The following is a 4,818-nucleotide window of genomic DNA, read 5'->3' on the forward strand; positions in this document are numbered from 1 at the left end:
CCGACCGGCACGTGTCGGAGAACGATTGTTGCTCGCCGGAGGATCGGAGAGATCTTTCTAGAGTTATTTTCTAGAAAACCACTCCAGTCCGGTGCCCCGGCGGTCCACACTGAGTGCGTGCCCTCACCGGAGATCCCTCTTTCGCTCACACCGCGACAGGCCGCCGACGGGGCGATCGTCACGGCCCACCTGCCGACCGGCGCCACCCGCATACGCATCCCGCCCGCCCAGGACGGCGACCTCGTACGGGCCCGGGCCGGCGGACGGGACGTGCTCCTGCGCATCCGGGTCACCGGGGCCGGCACATCGAAGGGCCGCCCGTGGCCGGCCCTGCTCGGTATCGCCGCCGTGATCGGAGCCGTCGTGCTGCTGGCCGTCATCGGCGCCGAAGACGACAACACCTCCGCGATCCCATCGGCCCGCCCGTCGGCGTACGAGCCCCACACCGAGGATCCGTACGAGGAGGACGCGTATCCCGGGGAGATCGAGGACACCTACTCCGAGGCACCCGACGCCGAGGGGGCGGACACCGGGGACACCCCGGACGCGGGCGACACCCCGGAGACCGAGGACACCTACACCGAGGACCCGTACGACACCGCGAGTGAGGCTCCCGACCCCTACGAGACCGGTACCTGCCTCAACGGCACGCTTCCGGACTCCACGACCGCGCAGGAGGTCAGCGGCGTCGACGAGGTCTCCTGTTCGGCCCCGGACGCCCACTACCGGGTGATCGAGACAATCCCCTCGACCTCGGACATGAGCAGGTGTGACGCCAACTCCAGTACTCAGTACGCGTTCTCGTACCGCTACACCCTCAACGGGGCGACGCTCAACGAATACGTGTACTGCCTGGTCGGCCTCGGCTCGTACGCGCGCTGAGGCCCTCCGGTGCGACCCGGCGGGGGGCGGGTCGCGCCAGGAGGACGCCGGAGGCCCCGGGTTCAGCCCTGGGGCCTCCGGACGCTCCCGCACTGGGGCGCGCATACCGGCCGCGTTGACGCCGTGCCGCGGTACGGGTCCCTGACGCGCCGCGAGGGCTAATATCCGGGCCATGGCTCTGACCATGAACGACATGGACCGGTTCGAGGCCTCCATGCCCCGCCTGAAGGCCATCGCCTACCGCCTCCTCGGCTCCGCGACCGACGCCGAGGACGCCGTACAGGACACGTACCTGCGCTGGCAGGCCGCCGACACCGGCCGCATCGAGGTCCCCGAGGCATGGCTGACGAAGGTCCTCACCAACCTGTGCCTCAACCAGCTCACATCGGCCCGCGCCCGGCGCGAGACGTACGTGGGCCAGTGGCTGCCCGAGCCCCTGCTCACCGGGGACCCCATGCTCGGCCCTGCCGACACCGCCGAGCAGCGCGAATCCGTCTCGTACGCGGTCCTCACCCTCATGGAGCGCCTCTCCCCCAACGAGCGGGTCGTGTACGTGCTGCGGGAGGCCTTCGACTATCCGCACCGGAGGATCGCGGAGATCCTCGACATCACCGAGGCCTCCTGCCAGCAGATCTTCCACCGTGCCAGGAAGCACGTCGCGGAAGGCAGGACCCGTACCGAGATCGACGAGGCGGCCGCCGGCCGGATCGTCGCGGAGTTCCTCACGGCCGCCACCAGCGGCCGGACCGAGCCCCTCGTGCGGCTGCTCACCGACGACGCCGTCTCGATCGGCGACGGCGGCGGGAAGGTACCGGCCCGCGCCACGCCGTTCGAAGGCGCACCCGCGGTCGCCAGGTTCATGCGGGGCATGTTCACGCCCGGAAAGGCCAAGCGCGCACTCGTGGGCGGCTCACCCTCGGTCTACGCCGCGACCGCCAACAACACCCCTGCCCTCGTGGTGGTCCTCGACGGCCGGGTCATCGCCGTCATGTGCCTGGAGATCACCGCCGACGGCATCGCCGCGTTCCGCAGCCAGGTCAACCCCGACAAGCTCGAACGCGCGACCCGCCAGTGGGCCGCCACCGACCACGGAGAACCCCTGCTCATCCCCTTCTGACCGCAATGTGACGTGCCTCACATTGCGGTCCTGTCAGGAAACGGCGGGCTGCCCGGTTCAAGGGGCGAACCCACGAGACAGGAGCAGGGAAATGAAGCACCGCATCGTCGTCCTCGGAGCCGGGTACACCGGGGCCACCGCCGCCGGCCGCCTCGCCAGGCGCCTGCACCGCCAGGACGTCTCGATCACCCTCGTCAACGCCGAGCCCGACTTCGTCGAGCGGGTCAGGCTGCACCAGCTGGCGGTCGGCCAGGGCCTCGAAACCCGACCCTTCAGCGAGATGTTCGCGGGCACCGGCGTCGAACTGAAGCTCGCGAAGGTCACCGGCATCGACGTCGACCGCAGGACCGTCACCGTCGGTGTCACCGGCATGGCCGACACCGAGGACCTGGAGTACGACAGCCTCCTGTACGCCCTCGGCAGCGGCTGGAACACCCAAGGCGTCCCCGGCACCGCCGAACACGCGCACGACATCACCGGCCGCCCCGGAGCACTCCGGCTGCGCGAGCGCCTCGCCGCGCTGGACGCCGGACAGCCCGTGGTCGTCGTCGGCGGCGGCCTCACGGGCCTGGAGGCCGCGACCGAGATCGCCGAGGCGCGCCCGGACCTCGATGTCGCCCTCGTCGCCCACGGCGCGCTCGGCGACTGGCTCTCGCCCAAGGGCCGCGGACACGTACGCAAGGTCTTCGCCGGGCTGGGCATCACGGCGCACGAGCACACCGCCGTCACCGCCGTCGAGGCCGGCCACGTCACCACCGCCGACGGCAAGGACATCCCGGCCGCGGTCACCGTGTGGACGGCCGGCTTCGCGGTCCACCCGATCGCGCAGGAGACCGCTCTGGAAGTGACCGGCACGGGCCAGATCGTGGTCGACAGGACCATGCGCTCGGTCTCGCACCCGGACGTCTACGCGATCGGCGACGCGGCCATGGCCATGGGCCCCGGCGACAAGCCGCTGCGGATGTCGTGCGCCTCGGGCGGCTTCACGGCACTGCAGGCCGCCGACACCATCGCGGCTCGCCTGGCCGGCACGAAGATCCCGAACGTGCCGATCCGCTACTTCAACCAGTGCATCTCCCTGGGGCGCAGGGAAGGCCTGATCCAGTACGTCACCGCCGACGACCGCGCGGTCCGCGCGGCCCTGACCGGACGGCTCGCCGCAGTCTACAAGGAACTGGTCTGCAAGGGCGCGGCCTGGGGCGTCGGCAACCCGACGTTCGGCATGCCGACCCGGCGACGCCGCGTGGTGCGGGCCGGGGCGGGCCCGGCCGTCAAGGAGTCGGCCGCCGTCGACACATCGGCCTGAACCGGCCGGGCGGGCCCACCGGCGCCACCGCAACTCACACCCGACGGGGAGCCCGCCTCGGCATCCCGGCCTCGACGAGCGTGATGCCCCCTCACCCGTCGTCCCTGCCACAGCACTTGGGAGGGTCGGCGGTGCGGGTGTCGGCACGGCAAGGGCGACAACGCGAGAGGCCCTCAGGATTTCTCCTGAGGGCCTCTGGCCTGCTGTGCACTCGGCAGGATTCGAACCTGCAACCTTCTGATCCGTAGTCAGATGCTCTATCCGTTAAGCTACGAGTGCTTGTCCTCGGCCTGAGCCTCGGTCCCGCTCCCCGGACTTTTCTGCCCGGTCGGCGTTGCGAGAACAACATTACATGACCTGCGCCGTGACGCGAAATCCATTAGCCAAACCAGCCCTGAGCTGCGAAAACGCCGTTCTGGGAGATCTCTGTGCGGCCGGGAACGACCGAAGCCCCGTGCCAGGGGCACGGGGCTTCGGGATCCTGCGGAGGCGGAGGGATTTGAACCCTCGATGGGCTTTAAGACCCAAACCGCATTAGCAGTGCGGCGCCATAGACCGGACTAGGCGACGCCTCCAGCACACTCCGCGCGAGCGCGGATGGTGCGTGCAGATGATGACACAGTTGAGCGTGCTGTCACCAATCGCCGCCCACGGTACTAGGCAGGTGGGCGGCGAGGCAAAGCGCCCTGCGGCGGATGTCCCGGCGGCGTGCACCGTCCGTGCTCCCTCACGTGCCCGGCCGTGTCCGGGCTCCGGGCTTCCACCGCGCACCCGGTCAGACGTCCGGGCACGGCTCTTCCGGTCGGCCCCCCATGAGTTGCGCAACGTGCGGGCGTGAGGAGCGTTAGAGAGAACGAGGGCTCCGCCCTCCGTCCCGACACCCATGTGCCCGGCGCCCGCCTCCACCCTGCGGGCGCCGGAGCAGGCCGGCGCGCTCCCGGGCGCGCCAGAACAACAGGAGCCCCGCATGCTTCGCCGCCTCACCCTCACCGCCGTCGCGTCCCTCGCCGCACTGTCCGCCGCCGCGCCCGTGGCCACGGCCCTGCCCGCTCTCGTACCGCTGCCCCCGCTTCCCGTACTCCAGGGGGACTGGCCGGCGGCGCAGGACACGGAGACCCGGCTCACCGTGACGGTCTCGGAGTCCGGCAATCCGGCGGCCGACGGGACATTCGAGCTGGAGTGCGACCCGGCGGGCGGCAGCCACCCCGCCGCGCAGCGTGCCTGCGACCTGCTGGACGAGGCCGCGGAGTCGGGGGACAACCCCTTCGGGGCCACGGACCGCAACGCCATGTGCACCCAGCAGGCGGGCGGACCGGCCGCCGCCCGGGTCCAGGGCACCTGGCAGGGGGAGGAGGTCGACGCCCGGTTCAGCCGGGCCAACGGCTGCGAGATCTCGCGGTGGAACAATCTGGTGCCGGTGCTCCCCTCCGCGAGGTAACCGGTTCGGCGGGGCGTGCGCCGGAACTCAGCCCGGCGGGACGGCGCGCGCGGGGGCGCACGCAGGCCGCCTCGG

The 4,818-nt window shown here is 71.1% G+C and carries 4 protein-coding genes and 2 tRNA genes; 4 read left to right on the top strand and 2 right to left on the bottom strand.

What is annotated here, in order from left to right:
• Nucleotides 1-117 precede the first annotated feature (117 nt).
• From BFF76_RS24615 to BFF76_RS24625, 3 genes are all read left to right on the top strand, one after another.
• Nucleotides 118-882, top strand: coding sequence for an LppU/SCO3897 family protein (locus BFF76_RS24615; RefSeq protein WP_053929580.1), 765 nt, complete (start codon nt 118-120; stop codon nt 880-882).
• A 172-nt stretch (nt 883-1,054) separates the two neighbouring features.
• Nucleotides 1,055-1,999, top strand: coding sequence for an RNA polymerase sigma-70 factor (locus tag BFF76_RS24620; RefSeq protein WP_065849083.1), 945 nt, complete (start codon nt 1,055-1,057; stop codon nt 1,997-1,999).
• A gap of 91 nt (nt 2,000-2,090) precedes the next feature.
• Nucleotides 2,091-3,305, top strand: coding sequence for an NAD(P)/FAD-dependent oxidoreductase (locus BFF76_RS24625; protein WP_065849084.1), 1,215 nt, complete (start codon nt 2,091-2,093; stop codon nt 3,303-3,305).
• A gap of 206 nt (nt 3,306-3,511) precedes the next feature.
• On the opposite strand, the gene BFF76_RS24630 is transcribed toward BFF76_RS24625, so the two are convergent.
• Nucleotides 3,512-3,584 (bottom strand) — tRNA-Arg (locus BFF76_RS24630).
• 205 nt (nt 3,585-3,789) lie between these two features.
• Nucleotides 3,790-3,880: transfer RNA gene (locus tag BFF76_RS24635), tRNA-Ser, on the bottom strand.
• A gap of 392 nt (nt 3,881-4,272) precedes the next feature.
• Between BFF76_RS24635 and BFF76_RS24640 the strand changes: the two genes are divergently transcribed.
• Entirely contained in the window at nt 4,273-4,743 is a 471-nt protein-coding gene (locus tag BFF76_RS24640; protein ID WP_031097226.1) for an SSI family serine proteinase inhibitor, read from the top strand.
• Nucleotides 4,744-4,818: the final 75 nt, after the last annotated feature.

The organism is Streptomyces mutomycini (genome assembly GCF_001700505.1).
In the GTDB taxonomy this organism is placed as follows: Bacteria; Actinomycetota; Actinomycetes; order Streptomycetales; family Streptomycetaceae; genus Streptomyces; species Streptomyces mutomycini.